Origin of the sequence: Burkholderia sp. WTPI3, from assembly GCF_021483755.1 — a bacterium.
Classification (GTDB): Bacteria; Pseudomonadota; Gammaproteobacteria; order Burkholderiales; family Burkholderiaceae; genus Burkholderia.
In genome coordinates this window covers 1-24017 of sequence record NZ_JAGIXF010000084.1, presented here as the reverse complement: position 1 = coordinate 24017, position 24017 = coordinate 1, and the positions used below count along the sequence as shown (strand labels likewise).

Annotated in this window: 23 protein-coding genes and 1 pseudogene; 20 read left to right on the top strand and 4 right to left on the bottom strand. The window is 66.7% G+C overall.

All coding sequences use genetic code 11. The features are described from left to right. Positions 1-612, bottom strand: a 612-nt coding sequence (locus tag J7024_RS30300; RefSeq protein WP_234745721.1) for an FUSC family protein, incomplete at its 3' end; no start/stop codon positions are given. A 147-nt stretch (positions 613-759) separates the two neighbouring features. On the opposite strand from J7024_RS30300, the gene J7024_RS30295 reads away from it, so the two are divergent. The 7 genes from J7024_RS30295 (at position 760) to J7024_RS30265 (ending at position 8295) form a co-directional block, all read left to right on the top strand. Beyond that, a complete protein-coding gene (locus J7024_RS30295) occupies positions 760-1662 on the top strand; it encodes a LysR family transcriptional regulator (RefSeq protein WP_124828281.1) in 903 nt (300 codons plus the stop codon). Positions 1663-2048: 386 nt separating this feature from the next. Further along, positions 2049-3608, top strand: a complete 1560-nt coding sequence (locus J7024_RS30290; RefSeq protein WP_175750421.1) for a DHA2 family efflux MFS transporter permease subunit — start codon at positions 2049-2051, stop codon at positions 3606-3608. Between the two features lie 160 nt (positions 3609-3768). Continuing rightward, positions 3769-4098, top strand: coding sequence for a hypothetical protein (locus tag J7024_RS30285; RefSeq protein ID WP_124828283.1), 330 nt, complete (start codon positions 3769-3771; stop codon positions 4096-4098). A gap of 235 nt (positions 4099-4333) precedes the next feature. Beyond that, complete coding sequence (locus J7024_RS30280; RefSeq protein WP_124828284.1) at positions 4334-4666, top strand: sugar ABC transporter ATPase; 333 nt, start codon at positions 4334-4336, stop codon at positions 4664-4666. Positions 4667-4802: 136 nt separating this feature from the next. Beyond that, positions 4803-6392 (top strand): ABC transporter substrate-binding protein, encoded by a 1590-nt coding sequence (locus J7024_RS30275; protein WP_124828285.1) that lies wholly within the window; start codon positions 4803-4805, stop codon positions 6390-6392. A gap of 80 nt (positions 6393-6472) precedes the next feature. Further along, positions 6473-7015, top strand: coding sequence for a class I SAM-dependent methyltransferase (locus J7024_RS30270; protein ID WP_124828286.1), 543 nt, complete (start codon positions 6473-6475; stop codon positions 7013-7015). A gap of 26 nt (positions 7016-7041) precedes the next feature. Continuing rightward, positions 7042-8295: a hypothetical protein gene (locus J7024_RS30265; RefSeq protein WP_175750420.1), complete on the top strand. Its 1254-nt coding sequence runs from the start codon at positions 7042-7044 to the stop codon at positions 8293-8295. Positions 8296-8332: 37 nt separating this feature from the next. Here J7024_RS30265 and J7024_RS30260 read toward each other — a convergent pair. Further along, positions 8333-8773: pseudogene (locus J7024_RS30260) on the bottom strand (HipA domain-containing protein); the annotation flags it as partial. A gap of 400 nt (positions 8774-9173) precedes the next feature. Between J7024_RS30260 and sapR the strand changes: the two are divergent. The 13 genes from sapR (at position 9174) to J7024_RS30195 (ending at position 22776) form a co-directional block, all read left to right on the top strand. Next, positions 9174-10055 carry a sap1 transcriptional regulator SapR gene (sapR, locus tag J7024_RS30255; protein ID WP_124828288.1) on the top strand — a complete coding sequence of 294 codons (882 nt, stop codon included), beginning with the start codon at positions 9174-9176 and terminating at the stop codon, positions 10053-10055. A gap of 16 nt (positions 10056-10071) precedes the next feature. Further along, positions 10072-10635, top strand: a complete 564-nt coding sequence (gene ddpX, locus J7024_RS30250) for a D-alanyl-D-alanine dipeptidase (RefSeq protein ID WP_175759947.1) — start codon at positions 10072-10074, stop codon at positions 10633-10635. 64 nt (positions 10636-10699) lie between these two features. Then, positions 10700-12301, top strand: coding sequence for an ABC transporter substrate-binding protein (locus J7024_RS30245; RefSeq protein ID WP_124828290.1), 1602 nt, complete (start codon positions 10700-10702; stop codon positions 12299-12301). A 10-nt stretch (positions 12302-12311) separates the two neighbouring features. Next, positions 12312-13382 (top strand): ABC transporter permease, encoded by a 1071-nt coding sequence (locus tag J7024_RS30240; RefSeq protein WP_124828291.1) that lies wholly within the window; start codon positions 12312-12314, stop codon positions 13380-13382. 66 nt (positions 13383-13448) lie between these two features. After that, complete coding sequence (gene nikC, locus J7024_RS30235) at positions 13449-14363, top strand: nickel transporter permease (protein WP_124828292.1); 915 nt, start codon at positions 13449-13451, stop codon at positions 14361-14363. A gap of 1 nt (position 14364) precedes the next feature. Next, positions 14365-15279 carry an ABC transporter ATP-binding protein gene (locus tag J7024_RS30230; RefSeq protein WP_175769909.1) on the top strand — a complete coding sequence of 305 codons (915 nt, stop codon included), beginning with the start codon at positions 14365-14367 and terminating at the stop codon, positions 15277-15279. Further along, the gene (locus tag J7024_RS30225) at positions 15276-16052 is read left to right on the top strand and encodes an ABC transporter ATP-binding protein (protein WP_124828294.1); all 777 of its coding nucleotides are present in this window, start codon (positions 15276-15278) and stop codon (positions 16050-16052) included. Before J7024_RS30230 ends, J7024_RS30225 begins: the two co-directional genes overlap by 4 nt. A gap of 420 nt (positions 16053-16472) precedes the next feature. Beyond that, positions 16473-17024: a fimbrial protein gene (locus J7024_RS30220; protein WP_175750418.1), complete on the top strand. Its 552-nt coding sequence runs from the start codon at positions 16473-16475 to the stop codon at positions 17022-17024. A gap of 112 nt (positions 17025-17136) precedes the next feature. Next, positions 17137-17877, top strand: coding sequence for a fimbrial biogenesis chaperone (locus tag J7024_RS30215; RefSeq protein WP_124828296.1), 741 nt, complete (start codon positions 17137-17139; stop codon positions 17875-17877). A gap of 193 nt (positions 17878-18070) precedes the next feature. Further along, complete coding sequence (locus tag J7024_RS30210) at positions 18071-20668, top strand: fimbria/pilus outer membrane usher protein (protein WP_124828297.1); 2598 nt, start codon at positions 18071-18073, stop codon at positions 20666-20668. A 105-nt stretch (positions 20669-20773) separates the two neighbouring features. Then, entirely contained in the window at positions 20774-21682 is a 909-nt protein-coding gene (locus tag J7024_RS30205) for a fimbrial protein (RefSeq protein ID WP_234745720.1), read from the top strand. Positions 21683-21824: 142 nt separating this feature from the next. Further along, entirely contained in the window at positions 21825-22079 is a 255-nt protein-coding gene (locus J7024_RS30200) for a GlsB/YeaQ/YmgE family stress response membrane protein (protein WP_124828299.1), read from the top strand. A gap of 361 nt (positions 22080-22440) precedes the next feature. After that, positions 22441-22776 carry a type 1 fimbrial protein gene (locus J7024_RS30195; RefSeq protein WP_124828300.1) on the top strand — a complete coding sequence of 112 codons (336 nt, stop codon included), beginning with the start codon at positions 22441-22443 and terminating at the stop codon, positions 22774-22776. 22 nt (positions 22777-22798) lie between these two features. Here the strand turns inward: J7024_RS30195 and J7024_RS30190 are convergent, their stop codons facing one another. Continuing rightward, the gene (locus tag J7024_RS30190; RefSeq protein ID WP_124828301.1) at positions 22799-23671 is read right to left on the bottom strand and encodes a LysR substrate-binding domain-containing protein; all 873 of its coding nucleotides are present in this window, start codon (positions 23669-23671) and stop codon (positions 22799-22801) included. A 97-nt stretch (positions 23672-23768) separates the two neighbouring features. After that, the coding region (locus J7024_RS30185; protein WP_234745719.1) for a serine hydrolase at positions 23769-24017 on the bottom strand (249 nt) is incomplete at its 5' end.

Sequence of the window (24017 nt, the reverse complement as noted above, 5' to 3'; positions counted from 1 at the left end):
CGCTTCCGCGCCAACGGCCACCGCACGCGCGAGATAGCGGGCGAGTCGCGCGCGAACATCGCGCAGCGGCGACCCCGGCGCGAACACCGTTTCGAACGCCGCGCCGCACAGGATGCCGACCGCCACGTACAGGAACCGCGCGGTCGCGATATCGAATGCGTGCTGCGGCGCGGACGCCGCATCCATCGAGATGATCGCGGCCGTGTAGCCGGCAAGCACCGCCGCGTACGCACGGAAATTCCGCAGAAACGTCGCGACGCCCGCGCACAGGCCGATCCATGCGGCAAGCGCCAGCAGGAACAGCTCGGGGGTCTGCGCGAACGCGCCCGTCAGCGCGAGCGCGACGGCCGCGCCGATCGCGGTGCCGAGAATCCGGTACTGGCTCTTCGACAGCCCCATTCCGCGACTGCCCTGCGCGACGATCCATACGGTCGACGCAGCCCATTTCGGGTCGTCGAGATTCATCCGGAACGCGATATACAGCGCGAGCAGCGACGCGGCCGTGTTGCGCAGCGCGAAGCCGAGCGCACCGGGCGGCAAGGCAGGCCATGCGTCGCGCAACGCGGTGCGCACCGCCGCGAACGGCGGCAGGCCGGGGAGAGCGAATTTCATCCGGCGAGCATACGGTCGCGCGGCGGCTGCCACTATGGCCTGCGCGGGATGCGTTATTACAGCGGGCGGGATAATCGCGCGGTCGACATGAAACGATTCGGCCAGCGACGGTAAGATGCGCGCAAGCCGAACACGGAAACAACCTGTATGGACTTCGAGAGCATCCGGATATTCTTGCGTGTGGTGGAACGCGGCAGCTTTACCGCCGCGTCGGTGCAACTCGACCTGGCGCTCAGCCGCGTCAGCCGCAAGGTCAAGCAACTGGAGGACGATCTCGGCGTGCAACTGCTGTACCGGACCACGCGCCGCGTGGCCGTCACCGAAGCCGGCCGCGACTATTACGAGCGCTGCCTGCGCGCCGAGGAGATCCTGCTCGACGCGGACCGCCAGGCGCGCGCGCTGCGCACCGATCCCGAAGGGACGCTGCGCGTGCTGGTGCCCTACTCGATCGGTCTGTTCGAGCTGGAGCCGGCGCTCGCCGAGTTTCACCGGCGCTATTCCCGCGTCCAGCTCGTACTGATCTACGACAACAGCCCGCTCGACCTCGTCGAGCACGGTTTCGACGTTGCGCTGCGCGCGGGCACGCTGACCGATTCCGGCTACGTTGCGCGCTCGCTCGGCTGGTCGCACGCGAAGCTCGCCGCGAGCCCGGCCTATCTCGACCGTGCCGGGCGGCCGCAAACGCCGCAGGAACTCGCGCAGCACGACATCCTGTACGTCGGCCGCGATGCACCGGGCCTGACGCTGCGGCTCACCAACGCGGCCGGCGACGTCGCCGACGTGCCGGTGCGGCCCGTGCTGATCTCGAACGAATCGGTCACCGTGCTGCGCCAGGCCGCGAGCGGCGGCGGCATCGCGCTGATCTCCACACACTACACGGCGCGCCGGCTCGAAAAGAACGAACTCGAAATCGTGCTGCCCGACTGGCACCGCACCGACGACATCGAGCTGCATGCGCTCTATCCGCGCCGCGCGACGCTCGACAGCAAGGTGCGCGCGTTCGTCGAATTCCTGACGGACGTCTTCACCGGCTGGCGAAGCGCGCCGTAACGCGCATCGCACGTCCTGCATTCGGCCCGCGCCGGCCGGATTGTTGCGGCCGACGAAAGGAATTAATGAGCGGGCAAGCGTTGATCGCCGTTCGCCGCATCGTTAGCCTGTGGCCATGAAAAACGACACCACACGCTACGGCAGCCACGAGCCCGCTGCCCGCCGACGCGTCACGCGCGTCGCGCCTTCCTGACCGACGCTGGCCCGCCAGCCGGAGCCCGTCACGGCGTCGCACCGCCGATTCGACACTTGAACCGAACCGCACGTTGCCGCAAGACGGCGCCGCCTGAGCGCGCCGCCCGCCGGCAGCGTGCGTCCGTCCGCTTCGCGGTTCGCCCGCGCAGGCGCCGCATCGCGCGGACCACCTTCCATCACGCAGGAACGCCATGTCCTCTCCGTCCAATCCCGGCCCGCTGACGGGCGGCCGGCTCGCGATCGGCACGATCGCGGTATCGCTCGCGATGTTCATGAACGTGCTCGACTCGTCGATCGCGAACGTCGCCATTCCGACGATTTCGGGCGACCTCGGCGTGTCGGTCGACGAAGGCACGTGGGTAATCACGATTTTCGCGGCCGCGAACGCGGTGTCGATTCCGTTGACGGGCTGGCTCACGCAGCGCTTCGGCCAGGTGCGCCTGTTCGTCACGTCGATCCTGCTGTTCGTGTTCGCATCGTGGCTGTGCGGGATCGCGCCGAACCTGCCGACGCTGCTCGCCGCCCGGATCCTGCAGGGCGCGGTCGCCGGGCCGCTCGCACCGCTGTCGCAGGCGCTGCTGCTCGGCGCATGGCCACGACCGAAGTCGGCGACGGCCCTCGCGCTGTGGTCGATGACGGCGCTCGTCGGCCCGATCGCGGGACCGTCGCTCGGCGGCTGGATCACGTATGACTACAACTGGTCGTGGATCTTCTACATCAACATTCCGGTCGGCTTCTTCGCGGCGGCGGTCACGTGGATCGTGTTCCGCGATCGCGAATCGGCCACGCGCCGCATGCCGATCGACACGGTCGGCCTCGTGCTGCTCGTGCTGTGGGTCGCGTCGCTTCAGATCATGCTCGACAAGGGCAAGGATCTCGACTGGTTCAACTCGCCCGTCGTCGTCGCGCTCGGCATCGTCGCGCTGGTCGGCTTCGCGTTCTTCCTCGTGTGGGAGCTCACCGCAGCCAATCCGATCGTCGACCTGCGGCTCTTCACACAGCGCAATTTCGCGGGCGGCACGATCGCGATTTCGGTTGCATACGGGATGTTCTTCGGCACGCTCGTGCTGCTGCCGCAGTGGATGCAGGGCTATCTCGGCTATCGCGCGATCGACTCGGGGCTCGCCACCGCGCCGCTCGGGATCTTCGCGATCGTGCTGACGCCGGTGATGGGACGCGTCCTGCCGCGCACCGATCCGCGCTACCTCGCGACGCTCGCGTTCATCGGCTTCGCCGTCGTGTTCATGATGCGCACGATGTTCTATTCCGACGTGTCGCACTGGGACCTCGTGCTGCCGACGCTGCTGCAGGGCATTCCGATGGCGATGTTCTTCGTGCCGCTCACCGCGATCATCCTGTCGGGGCTGCCGCCGGAAAAGATCCCGGCCGCCGCCGGCCTGTCGAACTTCGGCCGCACGTTCTGCGGCGCGGTCGGCACGTCGCTGATCAGCAACGCGTGGAACGACCGGACGATCCTGCATCACGTCCGGCTCACCGAACAGGCGAGCCCCGGCAACCCGGTCTTCGCCCAGCAGATCGACGCGGCCCGCTCGCTGCTGCATCTGAGCCCCGATTCGGCGCTCGCGTTCTTCAACGCGTCGGTCGATTCGCAGGCGGCAGTGATGGGGTTGAACGACATCTTCTACGTGTCGGCGATCATCTTCGTCGCGATCATTCCGCTGATCTGGATCACGAAGCCGTCGCGCGCGGGCAGTGGCGATACGGATGCAGCGGCAGCAGGCGCGCATTGAGCGCGCGCCGCAATCGCACTTGCGAATTGCGAATTGCCATTGGCAGACGTAATAAAGACTTGCAATCGATACAGCAGGAAACGTCAACAGCCGCGGCCCGCCCGGCGTTTTTTCGACAAGCGCGCACGTTCCGTGACGCGCAACGACAGGAGAAAACGTCATGCGAGCCTTCACCCGCCATCTTGCGATTGCCGCCACCCTGATGTCGGTGCTGACCGGCACCGCGTTCGCCGACACGCCGTGGCAACAGGCGCATCCGCGCCGCGAAGAGGTCAATCATCGCCTCGCCAACCAGAATCGCCGGATCCATCACGAAGTGAAGGAAGGCGAGATGTCGCACGCACAGGCCGCGCGCCTGCACCGTGACGACCGCCAGATCCGCCAGGAAGAGCGGGACATGGCCGCGCAGGATCGCAGCCACATCACCCAGAGCGAAAAGCACGCGCTGAACCAGCAGGAAAATGCGGTCAGCCACAAGATCGGCCCGTAACGCCGGCACGCGTCGATTCGCCACCGCTTGAAACGCCCGCTGCCGCCGCGCGACAGCGGGCGCTTCTGTATCGAATCGTTTCAGCAACGCGCTCGCGTCCGGTGCCGCGGGTATACTCCGACGTCAGCCGCCTCCCGCATCGACCGTCAAAAACGGCACGATTCCGGCGGTTTCGTCGCGAAGCTCCGCGTTTCGCGTACCCCGCCTCGACACGAGACACACGACGATTCCGATCATGAAACGACTCCTGCTGCTCCTGCCCGCCGCACTGCTCGCCGCCTGCGGTTCCGCGCCCTCTTCCGACTCGGCCGCATCCGGTTCGGCGCCGATGATCTACGTGTCGTCGGCCCGTCCGGCCTACGCGATCGCCAACTGCCTCGACAGCCGCCTGTCGGGCACCGAGCAGTCGCAGCACAACGGTGTCACCGACATTGCCGTCGGCTCGCGCTCGTATTTCGTCACGCTTACGCCGTCGGCCAACGGCTCGGTCGTCAAGGTCGTGCGCGGCTCCGGCAGCGAGCCGGCCGAGGAAGCGATGCGCTTCGCGATCGCGCGCTGCGTGATCTGAGCGCCGCCGGCGCCGGGCGCTCGCCCGGCCTGCCCGCGCCCCTTTGCGCGCCGTCGTGCGCGCGTTGTCGAATATTTTCATCCGGGCGGCCGTCGATGAGAGAATCGCACCACGATTCCTTTTCGATGGAGCCCGCATGAAGCATCTGCTGTCCCGGCTGTTCGTCAGCGCCGCGCTCGTCGCGCTTGTCCCGGCGCTGCCGGCGCAGGCCGCGACGCCGCCCGGCATTTTCGTCGTCGCCACCCAGCTCGGCGAATTCACGACCCTCGATCCGAGCGAAATCTACGAGCTCGTGCCGTCCGAGTACGTCGCGAACACCTACGAACGCCTCGTGCGGGTCGACCTGAAGGATCCGACGCGCTTCAACGGACAGATCGCGCAATCGTGGACCGTCGGCGCCGACGGTGTCACCTACACGTTCAAGCTGCGCCCCGGCGTCACGTTCCACTCCGGCAACCCGGTAACCGCCGACGACGTGGCATGGTCGCTGCAGCGCACCATCCTGCTCGACAAGGGCCCCGCCGGCGTGCTCGCCGATCTCGGCCTCACGAAGGTGAACGTGATGCAGAAGGTCCGCGCAGTCGATCCGCAGACCTTCGTGCTCGAAACCGACCGCAAATACGCGCCGAGCTTCGTGCTGAACGTGCTGAGCGCGTGCCCGGCGTCGGTCCTCGACAAGAAGCTGCTGCTGTCGCACCAGCAAGGCAACGATTTCGGCAGCGGCTGGCTGAAGACCAACGATGCGGGCTCGGGCCCGTACCAGCTCGTCAAGTGGATGCCGAACGAGAGCATCGTGCTCCAGCGTTTCGACAAGTACCGCACGCCGTACCCGATGAAGCGCGTCGTGCTGCGTCACGTGCCCGAAGCGTCCGCGCAGCGGCTGCTGCTGGAGAACGGCGACGTGGACGCCGCGCGCAACCTGAGCCCGGACAGCCTCGCCGCGCTGACGAAGGCCGGCAAGATCAAGGTCGCGTCGTGGCCGGTCTCCGCACTGCTGTACCTGAGCCTGAACACGAAGAACCCGAACCTCGCGAAGCCCGACGTGCAGCAGGCGATGAAGTGGCTCGTCGACTACGACGGCATCCAGCGCAACATCGTCGGCACGACCTACAAGGTGCACGAAACCTTCCTGCCCGAAGGCTTCCTCGGCACGCTGAATTCGAACCCGTACAAGCTCAACGTCGCGAAGGCGAAGGCACTGCTCGCGAAGGCCGGCTTGCCGAACGGTTTCGACGTGACGATGGACATGCCGAACGACTATCCGTACATCGAGATCGCACAGGCGCTGCAGGCCAACTTCGCGCAGGGCGGCATCCGCGTGAAGCTGATCCCGGGCGACGCGAAGCAGGCGATCGGCAAGTACCGCGCGCGCCAGCACGACATCTTCATCGGCGAATGGTCGCCCGACTACATGGACCCGAACAGCAATGCACGCGGCTTCGCATGGAATCCGGACAATTCCGACCAGTCGACCACCAAGATGCTCGCGTGGCGCAACAGTTGGGACATCCCGCAACTGACGAAGGACACCGAGGCCGCGCTCGTCGAGCCGTCGCCCGCGAAGCGCGCGCAGCGCTATGAAGCGCTGCAGAAGTCCGTGCTCGCGAACTCGCCGTTCATCATCATGTTCGAGAAGGTCGTGCAGGTCGCGACGCGCCCCGGCGCGACGGGGCCGGAGATCGGACCGATCAACGACCTCGTGTCGTACCGGACGCTGGCCAAGTAACGCCCGCTGCCCGCGCTGCCGGCCATACCGGCGCGCGGGCGCATCACACTTCCAATACGCTTCGCTCGGGGTACCACACAATGCGCTCGCTACAGGAACTGCGGCTGGAGTTTCTCCAGTACAAGATCGAACCGATCGGCTGGCTCGGCGACAGCCCGTCGCGCTTCGACTTCTATACCGACACGGCCGCCGGATGCGACAGCATCCTCGAGCTGGGCGTCTTCACCGGGCTCACCACGACCGCCTTCATGCTCGCGCAGCCGAAGCGGCTCGTGTCGGTCGACATCACCGACCAGTATTTCCACATCCAGGACGAGCTGAAGCACGCGGCGAAGAACCTGTCGATCGACTTCGAATTCAGGATCGCCGACGATCTCGCGATGGAGCCGCTGGCATCCGACCTGCTGTTCATCGACACCACGCATACGTACGAGCAGACGCTCGCCGAGCTGAACCGGTTCGGTCCGCTCGCGCGCAAGAAGATCGTGCTGCACGACATGAACACGTCCGGCGTGTACCAGGCCGTGTTCCAGTGGCTGTGGGACAACAAGCAGTTTCACATCACGTATCACGACAGCCGCGGTTGCGGCGCGGTCGTCTGCGAACGCCACGTCGGCTACTGAGCCGGCGCGCACCACGGGGAGGCACCATGCATTCGAACGGGCACGCGGTCTGCGTGGCGATCAACGACAACAACCGCGCGTGGTACGAAATGCTCGTGCCGTTCCTGCTGTCGCTGCGGCAAACCGGCTACGACGGGACGGTGGCGGTCATCGGCTACGGGCTGTCGGAACACAAGCGGCGCATCCTCGAAAGCCAGTCGGTCGACGTGATCGAAGCATCGAGCACGCATGCGCTGCCGGTCGGCCGTTTCATCGAGGCCGCCGACTATTGCGCGCGCAATCCGCGGATCACCAGGCTCGCGCTGTACGACGCGGACATCTGGTTCTGCGCGCCGTCGTTCGACCTGTTCTCGCAGATCGGAGACGACCGCCTGTACGCGTGCCCCGATCCGCTCTTCTGCACGTTCGTCGTCACGCCGCTGATCGGCGAGCGGCGCGACCATCACTGGCGTCTCGTCGTCGACGAAGTCACGGCGCGCCACGGCGGTGCGCTGCAGGCCGGGCTCGTGGCCGGCACGGCGGCGGCATGGACGCGCTACGCGGCGCACCTGCGCGACTGCGTCGCGCGCATCGGCACCGACTTCCAGGAATGCTTCGGGATCGATACGACGTTCCTGCACCTGTGGGGCGCACGCGGCGAAACCGCGCTGCTCGACCCGGTGCAGAACTTCGTCAGCAAGAACGGCATTCACGAATCGTTCGACGCGCACGACGGCATCACGACGCTGCGGTATCAGGGTGAACCGATCCGTGCGCTGCACATGACCGGCGACATTCGCTTCTTCGACCGCTGGCGCTACTACGCGAACCATGTCGACTCGGCGCTGCGCGACGGCATGCCGTTCGCGCTGTCGGACGGTACGCCGTCGCCGTCCGATACGATCGGTGCCCGCATCGCGGCGACCGAGTACGTGCGCGCGGCCGGGCTGACCGTCACCGCCGCCGCGCTCGAGGCAAGCCCGGGCGCGTACCTGCAGGCGATCGACGAACCGGGCGGCACGATGCTCGTCGGCAGCGGCAATCACGAGATCGTGTTCACCGCGACCCGCGACATCGAGCGGCTGAACGTGTACATCACGCACCCGTCCGGATCGCCGTCGCCGCTGCGATGCGAAGTGCTGATCGACGGACACGCGCAGCGCAAAGGCACCGAACTGATGGCGCATTTCTGGTATCGGATCGTGGCCGGCGCCGTCATCACGCTGCGCTCGACGAGCCTCGGCGGCCAGCAGTGCAATGCGATCTGGCGGCTGCGCGAAGCGCCGGACATGCAGCAGTGAAAGACGGGCGTGGTGCCGGGCGCTCACGCGCCAGGCATCACGTGTGCGGCATGTCGTCGAGACGCTGCGCGGCAAAGCGCAATCCGCCCTGAATACGGTCGGCGATCCGCGCCGGAAACCCGGCGGGCAACGCCGCGCCGCCCGACTCGATCACCTGCGGCGTCGCGATATCGCCGAGCAGGCATTGTTCAGCCATCTCGGTAAAGTGCCGACGCGTGATGTCGCGCATCACCTAGTGCTTGCGCCTGCCGTGCACGGCCATCGCGAGCTACGCGTTGTGCCACGATCATTGATCCGCACCGTCGCCTTCGACCGGCCGGATCGACATCACGGCGTAGGGCTGCGTGAGGCGGAAACGTCCGCCCGGCAGCAAGCGCAGGCTGAAGCTCTTCGCATGCCCGTCCGGCCCGGCAAGTATCCAGAACACAACGAGCGCGCTGAACAATGTATCGAGATCCGGCTGCGCGGCCTCTGATTTCGAGGCCGTACTGCGCGGTGAATTCGAGCAGTTGGCGAAGCGACAGGCTTTCGGTGCGCATGCTCTCGAGCGACGCCAGACGCGACTACCCGACGCCGATGCGCGTCGCCGCCTCGGCTTGCCTCAGCCCCTTGGCCTGACGCGTGGACGACAGGATTTCACCCAGTTGCCCAGGGGTATTGACGATGAGATTCACGGTGTGGGTCCAGTAGACAATAAATGCGGGATATCTCTGACAGGAATAATTTTCGCTGTTGCACCTCGCGATCCTGCCGTTGGACACGCCTCTCGGCCCTATCGCCCTCTGTTAAGCCATAGTTTTTATCTGCTGGCGCAGATGATTTTGGCTTTGTTAGATGGATGACACCGAATCATCCGATGACAACGATCTAACATTCCGATGACCTGCGCGTTCGCCCATACCGTCGAATCCCGCTTTGCCGAGCTGACGCCGACCGCGAAGCGCATCGCGAGCTACATGCTCGCGAACCTCGACCGGCTCGGGCTCGAAACGGCCGACCAGATCGCGCAGCAGACCGGCACCAGCGGCATCTCGGTCGGGCGCTTCCTGCGCAGCGTCGGCTACCGGAACCTCGACGATCTGAAACGCGAACTGCGCGGCAGCAGCGACCGTCCGTGGATGATCACCGATCGTCTCGACGAATACCGGCGAACGACCGGCACGCTCGCGCGCGCCTCCGACGACACCCGCAGCGACGGCACGCTCGCGTCGTCGCTCGAGCGCGAACTCGATGCGATCCGTCACGTGTACCGGCTCGCCGAAGAACCAGTGTTCGCGCACGTCGCGGACCGGATCGCGCATGCCGACGCCGTGTTCATCCTCGGCATCCAGTCGACTCGCGGTATCAGCAATGCGTTCAGCAGTTATCTCGAATACCTGCGCCCGCGCGTGTTCTATTCCGACGGCCAGTCGGGCTCGTACGTCGATTCGCTGAATTCCGAGTTCGAGCAGCCGTACTGCATCGTCACCGATACGCGCGCGTATTCACGCAGCGCGCGCCGCTATTGCCAGGCGGCCGCGGAGCGCGGCCAGCCGTTCGCCCTGGTCACCGATCTGTACTGCCCGTGGGCACGCGAGTGGCCGGCCGACCTGTTGCAGGTGAAGACCGACGTCGGCCAGTTCTGGGACTCGCTCGCGCCGCTCACCTGCCTGTTCAACCTGCTGATCACGGCCGTGGTCGACCGCCTCGGCCCCGCGATCGACCGACGTGTCGCGCGCAACCGCGAACTGCAGCACACGTTCGACCAATTCGAATCCTGAGCGCCCCGGACCGCCGATGACCCATCACCGCCTCGTCGAAATCACGCCCGCCACGCATCGCGTCGAGATCGATCTCGTCTACGCGACCGAGCGCAACCTGACCGGCAAGCCGATCTACCGCCGCGCCCACTGTCTGCTGCTCGAACCGGCCGAAGCCGCGCTGCGTCGCGCGGTCGACGTCGCCGCACAGGCCGGCTTCACGTTGCGCATCTACGACGCATACCGGCCGCCGCAGGCACAGCAGGTGCTGTGGGACTTCCTGCCCGATCCGAACTTCGTCGCCGATCTCGGCCGCGGCTCGAATCACAGCCGCGGCACCGCGCTCGACCTGACGCTGGTAAGCACCGACGGCGAGCCGCTCGACATGGGCACCGGCTTCGACGAGATGGTGGCCGCGTCGGGCCATTTCCACCCGGGGCTGCCCGAAGCCGTGCAACACAACCGCCTGCTGCTGCTCGGCGTGATGCACGCGGCCGGCTTCGCGCATATCGACAGCGAGTGGTGGCACTACGAATTGCCCGGCTCGCGCGCGCTACCGCAGATCGACAACACGGCGAGCGGCCCGTGGCGCCTGATGTAACGACGATGCACACCCCCTTCACCGTTCACGTACAACGACTTCAACGACCACTGGAGAAGCGCACATGAAACCCCTGACATCCCGGCTCGTCGCGGCGCTGGCTGCCGCGTCCGTTCTTGCCGCCGCCCCGCTGTCCGCCGCGCACGCGGAAACGCCGAAGGACATGTTCGTGATGGCCACGCTGCTCGACGAGTTCACGACGCTCGATCCGGGCGAGATCTACGAGCTGGTGCCGGAGGAATACGTCGCGAACACGTACGACCGGCTCGTGCGCGTCGACCTGCGCGATCCGTCGAAATTCAACGGCGACGTCGCGCAGTCGTGGACGGTGAGCCCCGACGGGCTGACGTACACGTTCAAGCTGCGCCCGAACCTGAAGTTCCACTCGGGCAATCCGCTGACGGCCGACGACGTCGCCTGGTCGATCCAGCGCGCGGTGCTGCTCGACAAAGGGCCGGCCGCCGTGCTGACCGGCATCGGCCTCACGAAGGCGAACGTCGCCGCGAACGTGAAGAAGATCGACGACCTGACGGTGTCGGTCACGACCGACCGCAAATACGCGCCGACCTTCGTGCTGAACGTGCTCGGCTCGTGGCCCGCGTCGGTGGTCGACAAGAAGCTGCTGCTGTCGCACCAGCAGGGCAACGACTTCGGCAACGCATGGCTGAAGACCAACGAGGCCGGCTCCGGCGCGTACAAGCTCGTCAAGTGGACCGCCGGCGACAGCATCGTGCTGCAGCGCTTCGACGGCTACCGGCTGCCGCTCGCGATGAAGCGCATCGTGCTGCGTCACGTGCCCGAAGCGGCCAGCCAGCGCCTGCTGCTGGAGAACGGCGACGTCGACGCCGCGCGCGACCTGAGCCCCGACGATCTCGCATCGGTCGTAAAATCCGGCAAGGCGAAGGTCACGGCATCGCCGCAGGCGACGCTGCTGTACCTCGGGCTGAACACGAAGAACCCGACGCTCGCGAAGCCCGACGTGCAGGAAGCGCTGAAGTGGCTGGTCGACTATTCGGGCATCCAGGCCAACGTCGTGAAGACGACCTACAAGGTGCACCAGACTTTCCTGCCCGAAGGCTTCCTCGGCACGCTGAATGCGAATCCGTACAGGCTCGACGTGGCGAAGGCGAAGGCGCTGCTCGCGAAGGCCGGCGTGCCCAACGGCTTCTCGGTGACGATGGACGTGCGCAACGACTATCCGTACACGGAGATCGCGCAGGCCGTGCAGGCGAACTTCGCGCAAGCAGGCGTCAAGGTGCAGCTGATTCCGGGCGACAACAAGCAGACGCTCGCGAAATACCGCGCACGCCAGCACGACATCTATATCGGCGAATGGTCGGCCGACTATATCGATCCGCACAGCAACGCGCAGGGTTTTGCATGGAACCCCGACAACTCCGACAAGTCGAGCTATAAAATGCTGGCCTGGCGCAACAGCTGGGACATCCCGCAACTGACGAAGGAAACCGACGCCGCGCTCGCCGAACCGACGGCCGCGAAACGCGCACAGCTGTATCAGGCGATGCAGAAGGAAATGCTCGCGCGCTCGCCGTTCGTGATCATGTTCGAGAAAGTCGCGCAGGTCGCGACGCGGCCTGGCGTGAGCGGGCTCGAAGTCGGACCGATCAACGATCTCGTGTCGTACCGCAACCTGAAGAAGCAATAAGATTCGCCGCATGTCGACCCCCGCCTCCTCCTTCGAAGCGCTGCGCACGCTGCCCGCGCGGCGCCCGGCCGTGCGCTGGGCGCTGCGCGTGCTGCGCTGGGCGCTCACGCTCGCCGTCACGTTCGCGGGCCTGCTCGCGCTGACCTTCGTGATCGGCCGCAAGGTGCCGATCGATCCCGTGCTCGCGATCCTCGGCGACCGTGCGTCGGCCGAGGCATACGCGGCCGAACGCATCGCGCTCGGCCTCGACAAGCCGCTCGTCACGCAATTCCTGATCTACGCGCGCGACGTGCTGCACGGCAACCTCGGCATGTCGCTGCTGACGTCGAACCCCGTGCTCGACGACATCAGGCGCGTGTTCCCGGCCACGCTCGAACTCGCATCGATCGCGACTCTGATCGGCATCGCGATCGGCGTGCCGCTCGGCGTCGTGGCCGCGGTCAGGCACAACCGGCCGATCGACCACGTCGCACGCTTCGTCGGGCTGATCGGCAATTCCGTGCCGGTGTTCTGGCTCGGGCTGATGGGGCTGCTGCTGTTCTACGCGCGGCTGCACTGGGTCGCCGGCCCCGGCCGGCTCGACCCCGCGTACGACGGGATGGTCGACACGCACACCGGCAGCCTGCTGATCGACTCGGCGCTCGCCGGCGAATGGGACGTGTTCCGCAACGCGGTGTCGCACATCGCGCTGCCGGCCGCGATCCTCGGCTACTACTCGGTGGCCTACCTGAGCCGGATGACACGCTCGTTCATGCTCGACCAGCTGAGCCAGGAATACATCGTCACCGCGCGCGCGAAAGGCATGTCCGAGCGCCGCGTGATCTGGCGGCACGCGTTCGGCAACATCGCGGTGCCGCTGCTGACCGTGATCGCGCTCACATACAGCAACCTGCTCGAAGGGTCCGTGCTGACCGAGATCGTGTTCGCATGGCCGGGGATCGGCTCGTACCTGACGGGTGCGCTGCTGAACGCCGACATGAACGCGGTGCTCGGCGCGACGCTCGTGATCGGCGCGATGTTCATCACCGTCAACCTGCTGACCGATGCGCTGTACCGCGTCTTCGATCCGCGCGCACGCTGAGGGCCGCTTCGACATGACCGTTTCCACCGTTTTTCTTTCATCGTCCATGCCGAAGGCCGTCCGATCATGAATGCCGAGCGTCTCACGCTGCGTGCGTGGCTTCTCTCCGATGCGCCCGCGTCGCGCTCGCAGGCCGCGTTCGGCCTCGCGTATCGCCGCTGGCGCCGTTTCGCGGTCAATCCGCTCAACCTGTTCGGGCTCGCGATCCTGGTCGCGCTGATCGCCGTCGCCGTCGTCGGCCCGCTGATCATGCCGCACGATCCGCTGCAGCAGGTGCTGCCCGACCGCCTGCTGCCGCCCGGCTCGCCGTCGCACTGGCTCGGCACCGACCAACTCGGCCGCGACATCCTCTCGCGGATGATCGCCGGCTCGCGGCTCACGCTCGGCATCGCATTGCTCGTCGTCGTGATCGTCGTGCCGATCGGCCTGCTGATCGGCACGACGGCCGGCTATTGCGGCGGCTTCGTCGACAGCGTGCTGATGCGCTTCACCGACATCGCGCTCGCGTTCCCGAAGATCGTGCTCGCGCTCGCGTTCGCCGCCGCGCTCGGGCCGGGCGTGATCAACGCGGTCGTCGCGATCTCGATCACCGCATGGCCCGCGTATGCGCGGCTCTCACGCGCGGAGACGATCCGCATCGCGCAGGCCGACTACATCCACGCGGCGCGGCTGCAAGGCGCGTCGGGCCCGCGCATCCTGCTGCGCTACATCATGCCGCTCTGCATGTCGTCGGTGATCGTACGCGCGACGCTCGACATGGCCGGCATCATCCTGACCGTCGCGGGCCTCGGTTTCCTCGGCCTCGGCGCGCAGCCGCCGAGCCCCGAATGGGGTTTCATGGTCGCATCGGGCCGCAATGTGCTGCTCGACGCGTGGTGGGTCGCGACGCTGCCCGGCGTGGCGATCCTGCTCGTCAGCCTCGCGTTCAACCTGCTCGGCGACGGGCTGCGCGACGTCTTCGATCCTCGTCATGGAGCGTGACATGCCCGTGAATTCCGTCCACGCATCCACGCCGCTTTGCGAGATCGACGGCCTGAAGATCGGCTTTCGCGGACACGACGGCGTCGTCACCGACGCGGTACGCGACCTGTCGCTGACGCTCGCGCCCGGCGAACGGCTCGGCATCGTCGGCGAATCCGGCTCCGGCAAATCGCTGACGGGCCGCGCGCTGCTCGGGCTGCTGCCTGAAGCCGCCCGCTGCTCGGCGCGCACGATGCGCTTCGCGGGCCACGATCTGCTCGCGATGTCGCCGCGCGAGCGCCGGCGCCTGTGCGGCAGCCAGATGGGCATGATCCTGCAGGACCCGAAGTATTCGCTGAACCCGGTGATGAGCGTCGAGAAGCAGATGGGCGAAGCGTTCCGTCTGCACGAGCCGGGGCTGCGCGGCCGCGCGCTGCGCGAACGGATCGTCGATGCGCTCGCGGCCGTGCAGATCCGCGATCCGGCGCGCGTCGCCGATGCGTATCCGCACGAACTGTCCGGCGGCATGGGCCAGCGCGTGATGATCGCGATGATGGTATCGACCGGCCCGCGCCTCTTGATCGCGGACGAACCGACGTCCGCGCTCGACGTCGCGGTATCGATGCAGGTGCTCGCGGTGCTCGACGCAATGATCGCGCGGCACGGCACGGGCCTGATGTTCATCAGCCACGACCTGCCGCTCGTGATGTCGTTCTGCGATCGCGTCGCGGTGATGTATGCGGGCCGCGTGGTCGAGACCTGCGCCGCGCGCGACCTGCGCAACGCGACGCATCCCTATACGCGCGGGCTACTCGCGGCGAATCCGCCGCTCGCGAACCCGCCCGACGAATTGCCGGTGCTGCGGCGCGATCCGGCGTGGCTCGACGCCGCGTCGCCCGCATCCGCGCCGGCCGAACCGCAGGAGGCCGCACGATGATCGATGTCGATCACGTCTCGATCCGTTTTCCGACCCGCACGGGTCATGTCGACGCCGTGCGCGATGCAAGCTTCGCGGTGCGTGACGGTGAAGTGTTCGGGCTGGTCGGCGAATCGGGCTCGGGCAAGTCGACGCTGCTGCGCGCGCTGACGGGCCTCGTGCCGCTCGCGGGCGGCAGCCTGTCGATCGACGGCCGGCCGGTCGGCGGCACGCTCGAGCGCGCATTCCGCCGCCACGTGCAGATGGTGTTCCAGGATCCGTACGCGTCGCTGCATCCACGCTTCACGGTCGACCAGACGCTGCGCGAGCCGTTGTCGATCCACCGGATCAACGACGCCGACGCGCGGATCGCCCGTGCGCTGTCCGAAGTCGGGCTCGGCCCGTCGTTCCGCTTCCGCTACCCGCACCAGTTGTCGGGCGGCCAGCGCCAGCGTGTCGCGATCGCGCGCGCGCTGATCGTCGAGCCGCGCGTGCTGCTGCTCGACGAGCCGACCTCCGCGCTCGACGTGTCGGTGCAGGCCGAGATCCTGAACCTGCTGCGCCGCCTGCATCGCGAACGCAACCTGACGATGATCCTCGTCAGCCACAACCTCGCGGTGATCGGCTTCCTGTGCCAGCGCGTCGCGGTGATGCAGCATGGCGAGATCGTCGAGCAACTGCGGATCGAGGACGTGCGCGCCGGACAGGTCGCACGCGACTACACCCGCACGCTGCTGCGCGCGACCGAAGGCTACCGCCGTCTCGATCCGGCGATCGACGCGCCCGCGACCTGACGCGCAGCGCTCGGCGAAATCGCGAACGCTCGCACGCGCGCGCGGACGTCGCATGACGAGCCCCGCCCGCAACGCGACAGGCCGGCCGCCACACTCGGTCGGCCGGTCATTTCCCCTCCAATCCGCTTCGAATAGCGAATAGCGCGACCGCCGGAATCGGCGCCCCGTCCGATTTCGGCATCGGGACAATCCGCTCGCCCATCCGGGCCGCTCCTGCCTGCTCCCCCGGCCCCTCCGCCTGAATGCCAATCCTGGCAACACACAACTTAGTACTTGTACTAAGAGAAAAACGTATTGATTCGTACCAGTCACATTACAAAATCATTACGAGATTGGCACAATTCAATCCGAAACGCGCCTTTCCGAGATTTAAATTCACTGCGTGCTTTCGAAATTCGAACTTTCTTTGGAGTTTTACCTATGAGAACCATCAAGCGCAGCGCCATCCCGTTCCTGCTGATCGCCGCCGGTGCCGCCTTTTCGTCCGCGGCCCACGCGGCGGACGGCACCGTCAACTTCCACGGCAAAGTCATCGCGTCGACGTGCAGCGTCGAGGGCGGATCGGATCTCACCGTCCCGCTGCCGCCGGTCAGCACCACCGCGCTCGTCGACGTCGGCTCCGTCGCCGGTCGCAGCGCGTTCTCGCTGGCGCTCAAGGGCTGCACGGTCGGCGACGACAATCCGGTAAAGGTCGGCGTCGTGTTCGAGAACGGCACGAACGTCGATCAGTCGAGCGGCCGCTTGACGATCGACCAGGGCGACAAGGCCGCCGAAGGCGTCCAGATCAACGTGCTGGATGCTCAACAGAAGCAGATCCCCATCGGCGCCCAAACCGGTGCCAGCACGCAACTCGTCGATATCGATGCCGACGGCAACGCGAAGCTGAACTACTTCGCCGAGTACTACGCCTCCGGCGCCGTGAAGGCCGGCGACGTCACCTCGCGTGTCGAGTACTCGCTGATCTACCAGTAAGGACGAGCGCGTGGAGGTCGCCGCCGCGGCGATCTCCGCCGCATCGCGCCGCCCGGTGCGCAAACCGCCGTCTGCGCCCGCTTCCCGCCCAACGATCCGATTCTCCACGCCCATGAAACTGTTGAAGCTCTTCCGTACGCTGACCCTCGCCGTCACCGCATTCGCGTCGCAGGCCGACGCGAGCGTCGTGATCGCCGGCACGCGCGTGATCTTCCCGTCCAGCGAGCGCGAGGTCACGATCCAGCTCACGAACGACAGCAAGCGTCCCGCGCTGGTACAGGCGTGGCTCGACGACGGAAACAGCGGCGCGTTGCCCGAGAACATCGACGTGCCGTTCACGCTGACGCCGTCGATCTTCCGGATGGAATCCGGCAATGGCCAGACGCTGCGTCTCGTGCACACCGGCGAACCGCTTCCAGCCGACAGGGAGTCGCTGTTCTGGCTGAACGTGCTCGAAGTGCCGCCGAAGGCGTCCGCAGCAGACAGCCGGAACCGTATCCAGCTCGCGTTCCGCTCCCGCATCAAGATCATGTACCGGCCCGATGGACTGGCCGGCAACGCCGACGATGCGCCCAGGCAGCTCGACTGGCGCGTGGTTCGCGTCGATGACGGCTACGCGATCGAGGCGAGCAATCCGACGCCGTTCGTCGTCAATTTCGGCAACGTGCTGCTGAAATCCGCCGGGCGCAAGCATGATGCCGGCATGGGCTACGTGCTGCCTCGAAGCACGCAACGATTCCCGATCAAGAATCTCGCCGACGCGCCCGCCGCAGGTGCAACGGTCGAATTCGGCAGCATCAACGACTGGGGCCGGGCAACCGACATCGAACAACCGGTCAGCGTCACCCCGTAGCGCGACCGAGGCCGGCGACGCGCACCGCTGACGCGCCGCCCGCATCCCCTTTTCGTTCACCGTCATATCCGCCGTCCCGACCGGACGGCACGGAATCCCCCGGATTCGACATTCGCCGCGCAGCGACGCGCGCACCCGCGCCTGCGCCGGTGAAACGCGCCCGCCCGATCCAAAACATTATGGAGTACTGCGCATGATCACGACTCGACCGTCGCGCCACGATGCGGCCGACATGCCACGCATCAAACCGGTCCATCTGCTGGTAGCGGCCTGCGTCGGCGCGTGGTCAAGCGACGGGCGCGCGACGACGTCATCGGCCGCCGACGCCGCGCTCGCGCAAGTCGAGTTCGACGGTGCATTCATGCAGCATCGCCTGGGCAAGCATTTCGACGTCTCGCGCTTCGCACGGCGCAACGTGACGGCCCCAGGCGTGTATACCGCCGACATCCATGTCGGCTCCGACTGGATCGGCCGCTACGACGTGCGCTTCGTGGCCGCACCGGACTCGGGCGACGCCAGGCCGTGCTTCGACCGCACACTGCTCGAACGCGTCGGCATCGATTTCGGCAAGCTCGCGCCGGAGGTCGTCGCGGAACTCGACGGCGAGCACGCATGCCTGCGGCTCGAGCAAGCCGTGCCGGGGGCCGGCGCGGCGTTCGACTTCACGCGACAGACACTGCGGCTCTCGATCCCGCAGGCGTTGCTCGCGCGCAAGGCGCGCGGCTACGTGAGCCCCGACCAATGGACCGCCGGCGAAACCGTCGGGCTGCTCGGCTACAACTTCAACCTCTACACGTCGAAGGCCAACGGCCACACCGCCCAGACGCAGGGCTATCTCGGCCTGAACGGCGGCGTGAATCTCGGCACCTGGCGCTTCCGTCACGAAGGCTCCTATTCATGGTCGTCGCGCGGTCAGAGCCGGTACCAGGGCATCGCGACCTATGTCCAGCGCGACCTGCCTTCGCTGTCCTCGCAGCTCGTCATCGGCGAAAGCTACACGTCGGGGGAACTGTTCGACTCGACGCAGTTCCGCGGCGTGCGCCTGTCGACGGACGACCGGATGCTGCCCGACTCGCTGCGCGGTTATGCGCCGGTGGTGCGCGGCATCGCGAACAGCAATGCGAAGGTGACGATCCGTCAGAACGACGTGACGATCTACGAGACGACGGTCGCGCCCGGCAATTTCGAAATCGACGACCTGTATCCGACCGGGTACGGCGGCGACCTGCAGGTCTCGGTCGAGGAAGCCGACGGCGCCGTGCACACGTTCTCGGTACCCTACGCCGCCGTGCCGATGTCGCTGCGTCCGGGCATCGGCCGCTACAGCTTCGTCGCCGGCACGTTGCGCAATCCCCACGGCTCGAGCCAGCCGCTGTTCACGCAGGCCACCTACCAGCGCGGCCTGACCAACCTGCTGACGGCCTATGGCGGCGTCACGCTTGCTACCGGCTACGCGTCCGCGATGCTGGGTGGCGCCTTCAATACGTCGTTCGGCGCGTTCGGGGCGGATCTGACGCATGCCATGACCTCGCTTCCCGGCGCGAAGCGCTACAACGGCTCAAGCATCCGTGTCAGCTATGCGAAGTCCGTCGAGGCGACCGGCACCGACGTCGCCCTGGCCGCATATCGCTACTCGACGGATGGCTATTTCGGCCTGAACGATGCGATGCAGGCGCGTGATGCGGTGCGGGACGGCCAGTCGATCGACTCGGTCTGGCGCCAGCGCCATCGCGCATCGCTGGCGCTCACGCAGCGCCTCGGCGCGACAGGCGGGCGCATCAACGCCACGGCGTCGGCCGTGAACTACTGGAACCGCGCCGGCTCGGACGTCAATTATTCGATTGGTTATACGAACCGGTTCCGCAACGTGTCATATAGCCTGACGGCCACGCGGCAGCGCAACGCCGGCGGCGACATGGGCACGCTCTATTACGCCAGCGTCACAATCCCGTTCGGCCGCGAGCACCCGATGACCGCCACCGGCAACGTGTCCCGCGATGCACTCGGCCGCGCCCGGCTGCAGTCGACGCTGTCCGGATCGCTCGGCGACGACCATGCGCTGTCGTACAGCGTCAGCGCGAACCACGCGTCCGGGCCGGACGCGGTCACGGACGGCAGTGCCAGCGTCACCTACCGCACGCGCATGGCCGAAGTCAATGCCAGCGCGGGCGCGGGCACGGACTTCCAGCAGGGTTCGCTCGGCGTGCGCGGCGCACTGGTCGCTCACCGCGGCGGCATCACGTTTTCGCAGCCCGTGTCCGAGACCTTCGCGATCGTCGAGGCGCCGGGCGCGGCCGGCGCTCGCATCACGAACGCGGCAGGCGTCAAGGTCGACGGCAACGGTTATGCGGTCGTGCCATATCTGACGCCATACAGCCTCAATACGGTCGCGCTCGATCCGAAAGGGATCTCGATGGACGTGGAACTGAAGGAAACCAGCCGGCAGATCGCACCGCGCGCCGGTGCGGTGCCGCTCATCCGGTTTGCAACCAACACAGGTCGCGCAGCGCTCGTCCGGGCGCCACAGGTCGATGGCACGCCGCTGCCCTTCGGCGCCGTCGTGCGCGACGAGACCGGCAAGGAAGTCGGCGTGGTCGCCCAGGCGAGCAAGGTCTTCGCGCGCGGACTCAGCGAGCGCGGCTCGCTGACGGTTCAATGGGGCGACGACGGCCGCTCGGTCTGCCGCATCGCATACGAGCTTCCCGTTGCGAAACGTCACCGGCGCTCGCCGGGCATACAGACCGTCACGAGCGTCTGCCAGGCCGATTCGATCACCGCCGACACCCAATAAGGAATCCAGATGACTGACCTTCGCCCATCGTCCGCATCGACCCGGGCTACGCGCCGGGCACGCACGTCGTGCATGCACGACGCACGTGGCGGCGTTGCCCGACGCATGTCCCGCCTGATCGCGGCCGCATCGACCTTTCTGCTCTCATGCGTCGCATCGACGACCGACGCGGCTGCAGCCTCGCTCTATGCATTCGGGCAGGCAACGGTTTCGAGCCCGGCAGGCGCGACGCCCGGAACCGTCGTCGCCCGTCATTACTTCACGCCGCAGGACGTTTGCGGCGCGAGCACCTGCCAGATCACGAGCATCAAGATGTATCCCAAAGGCGGCGTGTGGATATCCGACGGCCCCGATCTGGAAACCAATGTGTCTGGCCTGTCCACGCGCATGATCGTCGACGGCAACGTGGCCGTTTCGTCGACGAAGACGACTCTGCGCAACACGCTGGAAGTCACGCTGTTTCGCGACAGCCGACAGACTCAGGATGGGTCGCTCAATTCCGGCATGCTCAGCGCCTATTACACGATCAATTACAAATCGGGCATCCTGGGTGCGTCGTCGCAGGTCTTCCTCGCCGCGAAGGTCGCCTTCATCAACGGAACGTGCTCGATTCCCGACCAGACCGTCACGCTGCCGCCCGTGCAGCAGCGCGTGTTCAACGGCGTGGGCTCAACCGCCGGCGCGACCGATTTCCAGGTGCAGTTGAACAACTGCCCTGCCGGCTACAACCGAATCGGATACCAACTGTCCCCGCTGGACGACGTCGTCGTCGGCATGCCCGGCGCAATGCAGTTGCGTCCGGATGCCACGGCCAGCGGCATCGGCATCCATATCGCCGATGCCGCGACCGGCCAGTCGTTGACGCTGCAAAAATCGCACGCGGTGACGAGCTACAACCCGGCCACCGGCGGATCGCCGTCGATTCGGCTCCGGGCGTCCTATCTGCAGACGGGCGCGAAGATCGGCGGCGGTTCCGTTCATGCCGCGGCGCAGGTCCTGCTCGACTATCAATGAACGGCACGCGAGACATGCGCACGACACGGCACCATGCGATACTCGCGCCGCCGCGCGCGTGTTTGCCGCCACGGGGAACCTCGGTGCGACGTGCCGGTCCACTTCCTTTCGTCAACGGCTCAACAGCCATAGGGAGGCATTCATGCTGCAATTCATCGAAACCCTGGTGGTCGGGCTCATCGTCGGCCTCCTCGCCCGCGCGCTCAAACCCGGCGACGACAAGATGGGCATCCTGATGACCATCGTGCTCGGCATCGTCGGCTCGCTCGTCGCGGGCTACGTCGGCCGCGCCGCCGGCTGGTACGCACCGGGCCAGGGCGCAGGCTGGATCGCGTCGATCGTCGGCGCGATCGTGCTGCTCGTGATCGTCGGCGCGGTGCGCAAGCGCGCGGGCTGACCGCCGCATCGCCCGCTGCAATGCCGGACGGCCGCTCAATTCGAGCGGCCGTTTCCTTTTGGACCGTCGCGATCTGCCGGACCGCGGACTCGTTGAGTTCTCAACGATTTACCCACAAGCGCCGCATCCATCGACGCCCGTCCCGCCGGCTTGCGTCACCGGCAATACCCTGACTTGCGGGCGCGCAAATTTGAGATAAATTGATTGGAGGAATACGGCGTCATTGACTGATCGCCGTTGTTCCGGTTTTTTTCATTCAAGAGGTCCGATGAAGTTGCCGTTTACGCATACAGCATCGCGGCGTTGACGGACTGCCATTCGAGCGGCCCTGCTGCGACGCGCTTCCTCTCTGGAGCCTGTCATGAAGCATCGCCTGTTTGCCGCCTCGTTTGCCCTGGCTGCCGCGCTTCTGGCCTCGTCCCCTTCGTTTGCCGCCGGCACGTCCGGCATCATCCACTTCACCGGCATGATCGTCGAGCCGCCGTGCTCGTTCGCGCTCGATACGGCCGACGCCGCGCATGCGCGCGTGCATCCCGACTGTCCGCGCCCGGCGAGCGGGCAAGTTGCGTTCGTCGACGCGGCCAGCCTGCGCACGATCAAGACCACGACCTTTACACAGGCCTCGCGCGCAATCGCTTTACCTGACCGCCCGGGCAACGATCATGCACCGATGATCGCCGTCGTGACCTACCAGTGAAGCCCGCCGCCGATGTCGCACGTCAGTCGCGATGGGCGGCTATCCAGTCGCTGAACGCGCGGATCTTCTGCTGGCTGGCGATGTTCTCGGGATAGACGAAGAAGTAGCGTGCACCCGTTTCGAGCACGATGTCGAACGGCCGCTCGAGCCGGCGCGCGGCGACGTCGTCGTCGACCAGCGTCACGTCGCCGATCGCCACGCCGAAACCCTGCATCGCCGCGTTGGTCGCGAGATCGAGCGTGTCGAAGGTCGGCCCGCGCTCCGCATCGACCGCGCGCTCGCCCGCGTGCTCGAGCCACGCGCGCCAGTCGCGATGGTCGCGCGTCGGATGCAGCAACGTATGGCGCGCGAGATCGCCGACCGCGTCGAGCGGCGACGCTTGCCGCAGCTCGGGCGCGCATACCGGCGTCAGCCGTTCGTCGAACAGCGGCAGCGCGAATACGCCCGCGCCCGGCGACATGCCGTAGACGATCGCCGCATCGAACGGTTCGGTCGAGAAATCGACGACGTGCTGCCACGCGGTCGTGATCTGCACGTGGAGATCGGGATGTTCTCCCTGGAAGCGCATGATGCGCGGCAGCATCCAGCGCATCACGCAGGTCGGCACCTTCAACGCCAGATCGGTACGCTGCCGCGTGAGCTTCATCGAGATGTCCTCGATCCGCGCGAAGCTCTCGTCGACCACCGGCAGCAATTGCTCGCCCTCCGCCGTCAGCGTGAGGCCCTTCGCATGGCGCTTGAACAGCGGAAAACCGTAATGCGCTTCGAGCGTCTGGATCTGCCGGCTCACCGCGCCCTGCGTGAGGCACAGTTGCTCGGCCGCGCGCGTAAAGCTGCGGTGGCGGGCCACCGTCGAGAATATCTGCAACGCGTGCAGGGGTGGAAGTCGGCGCATGACGAAGCGGGTAAACGGAAAATCGCGCGCCGGCACCGGCGCGCGCTGTCCGACACGATAAGCCAAACGCCGGCTTTGCGCGAGGTTTGCCGCGCGCTCAGGCCGTCGGGACGAGCGCGCGCGATGCGATGCGCGCGGCCGACGCGACGACGTCGGCACGCGCGGCCGCATCGGCACGCGGCTGCGTGAACGAGATGGCCATCACGATCGGTGCGCGCGACGGCGGCCAGACCACCGCCACGTCGGTCGTCGTGCCGTAGCCGCCGCTGCCCGTCTTGTCCCCGATGCGCCAGCCGGGCCGCACGCCGGCCGCGATCCCGGTCGCGCCGCGCGTGCCGCCGGCCAC

Coding starts and splice junctions, on each gene's coding strand:
- J7024_RS30295 (WP_124828281.1), top strand. CDS start 760: ATGGACTTCGAGAGCATCCGGATATTCTTGCGTGTGGTGGAACGCGGC.
- J7024_RS30290 (WP_175750421.1), top strand. CDS start 2,049: ATGTCCTCTCCGTCCAATCCCGGCCCGCTGACGGGCGGCCGGCTCGCG.
- J7024_RS30285 (WP_124828283.1), top strand. CDS start 3,769: ATGCGAGCCTTCACCCGCCATCTTGCGATTGCCGCCACCCTGATGTCG.
- J7024_RS30280 (WP_124828284.1), top strand. CDS start 4,334: ATGAAACGACTCCTGCTGCTCCTGCCCGCCGCACTGCTCGCCGCCTGC.
- J7024_RS30275 (WP_124828285.1), top strand. CDS start 4,803: ATGAAGCATCTGCTGTCCCGGCTGTTCGTCAGCGCCGCGCTCGTCGCG.
- J7024_RS30270 (WP_124828286.1), top strand. CDS start 6,473: ATGCGCTCGCTACAGGAACTGCGGCTGGAGTTTCTCCAGTACAAGATC.
- J7024_RS30265 (WP_175750420.1), top strand. CDS start 7,042: ATGCATTCGAACGGGCACGCGGTCTGCGTGGCGATCAACGACAACAAC.
- sapR (WP_124828288.1), top strand. CDS start 9,174: ATGACCTGCGCGTTCGCCCATACCGTCGAATCCCGCTTTGCCGAGCTG.
- ddpX (WP_175759947.1), top strand. CDS start 10,072: ATGACCCATCACCGCCTCGTCGAAATCACGCCCGCCACGCATCGCGTC.
- J7024_RS30245 (WP_124828290.1), top strand. CDS start 10,700: ATGAAACCCCTGACATCCCGGCTCGTCGCGGCGCTGGCTGCCGCGTCC.
- J7024_RS30240 (WP_124828291.1), top strand. CDS start 12,312: ATGTCGACCCCCGCCTCCTCCTTCGAAGCGCTGCGCACGCTGCCCGCG.
- nikC (WP_124828292.1), top strand. CDS start 13,449: ATGAATGCCGAGCGTCTCACGCTGCGTGCGTGGCTTCTCTCCGATGCG.
- J7024_RS30230 (WP_175769909.1), top strand. CDS start 14,365: ATGCCCGTGAATTCCGTCCACGCATCCACGCCGCTTTGCGAGATCGAC.
- J7024_RS30225 (WP_124828294.1), top strand. CDS start 15,276: ATGATCGATGTCGATCACGTCTCGATCCGTTTTCCGACCCGCACGGGT.
- J7024_RS30220 (WP_175750418.1), top strand. CDS start 16,473: ATGAGAACCATCAAGCGCAGCGCCATCCCGTTCCTGCTGATCGCCGCC.
- J7024_RS30215 (WP_124828296.1), top strand. CDS start 17,137: ATGAAACTGTTGAAGCTCTTCCGTACGCTGACCCTCGCCGTCACCGCA.
- J7024_RS30210 (WP_124828297.1), top strand. CDS start 18,071: ATGATCACGACTCGACCGTCGCGCCACGATGCGGCCGACATGCCACGC.
- J7024_RS30205 (WP_234745720.1), top strand. CDS start 20,774: ATGTCCCGCCTGATCGCGGCCGCATCGACCTTTCTGCTCTCATGCGTC.
- J7024_RS30200 (WP_124828299.1), top strand. CDS start 21,825: ATGCTGCAATTCATCGAAACCCTGGTGGTCGGGCTCATCGTCGGCCTC.
- J7024_RS30195 (WP_124828300.1), top strand. CDS start 22,441: ATGAAGCATCGCCTGTTTGCCGCCTCGTTTGCCCTGGCTGCCGCGCTT.
- J7024_RS30190 (WP_124828301.1), bottom strand. CDS start 23,671: ATGCGCCGACTTCCACCCCTGCACGCGTTGCAGATATTCTCGACGGTG.